The sequence below is a fragment of the Streptomyces torulosus genome (assembly GCF_001419765.1).
Lineage (GTDB): Bacteria > Actinomycetota > Actinomycetes > Streptomycetales > Streptomycetaceae > Streptomyces > Streptomyces torulosus.
In genome coordinates, this window is the sequence record NZ_LIRK01000797.1 from 1 (window position 1) to 1,129 (window position 1,129).

At 70.9% G+C, this 1,129-nt stretch carries 1 protein-coding gene; it reads right to left on the reverse strand.

Going from position 1 to position 1,129, the window contains the following annotated elements; all coding sequences use genetic code 11:
• Nucleotides 1-56: 56 nt before the first annotated feature.
• Nucleotides 57-1,129 (reverse strand): vWA domain-containing protein (locus AOK23_RS40100; RefSeq protein WP_055717351.1); only part of this gene is annotated, 1,073 nt, incomplete at its 5' end.

The window sequence follows — 1,129 nt, forward strand, 5'->3', positions numbered from 1 at the left end:
GGTGATGGCGGCGGCGATCAGCCCTCGGCAACCGCCCCCACAGCCGCCCCAACCCCTCAGGCACTGTCCGGTATCGGCAACGGCCGCTTCTCGATCGCCGCCGCCATCACCTCCGGGAACAGGTCGGGCGTACAGGCGAACGCCGGTGCGCCCAGGGCGGAGAGGGCCGCCGCGTGCTCCCGGTCGTACGCGGGCGCTCCCTCGTCGGAGAGCGCCAGCAGCGTCACGAACTGCACCCCCGACGCCTTCATCGCCGCCACCCGCTTCAGCATCTCGTTGCGGATCCCACCCTCGTAGAGGTCGCTGATCAGCACGACCACCGTCTCCGCGGGCCGGGTGATCTGCGACTGGCAGTACGCGAGCGCCCGGTTGATGTCCGTGCCGCCGCCGAGCTGGGTGCCGAAGAGGACATCGACCGGGTCGTCGAGCTGGTCGGTGAGGTCGACGACCGCCGTGTCGAAGACGACGAGCCGGGTGCTGATGGACCGCATCGACGCCAGCACCGCCCCGAACACGGACGCGTAGACGACCGACGCCGCCATCGACCCCGACTGGTCGATGCAGAGAATGACCTCCTTCTTCACCGACTGCGAGGCCCGCCCGTACCCGATGAGCCGCTCGGGCACGACCGTGCGGTACTCGGGCAGGTAGTTCTTCAGGTTGGCCGCGATCGTGCGGTTCCAGTCGATGTCGTGGTGGCGCGGCCGGCTGACACGGGCGCTGCGGTCGAGCGCACCGGTGAGGGTGGCCCGGGTGCGGGTCGCGAGCCGCTTCTCCAGGTCCTCGACGACCTTCCGCACGACGGCCCGTGCCGTCTCCTTGGTCGTCTCCGGCATGGCCTTGTTGAGGGAGAGCAGGGTGCCGACGAGGTGGACGTCGGCCTCCACAGCCTCCAGCATCTCCGGCTCCAGCAGCAGCGTGGACAGCCCGAGCCGGTCGATCGCGTCGCGCTGCATGACCTGGACGACGGAGGAGGGGAAGTACGTCCGGATGTCCCCGAGCCACCGCGCCACCGACGGCGCCGACGCCCCGAGCCCCGCGGAACGGTCCCTCCCCGTCTGCGGCTTGTCCCCCTTGCCGTACAGCGCGGTCAGTGCCTGGTCCATCGCCGCGTCCCGGCCGCCGAGCG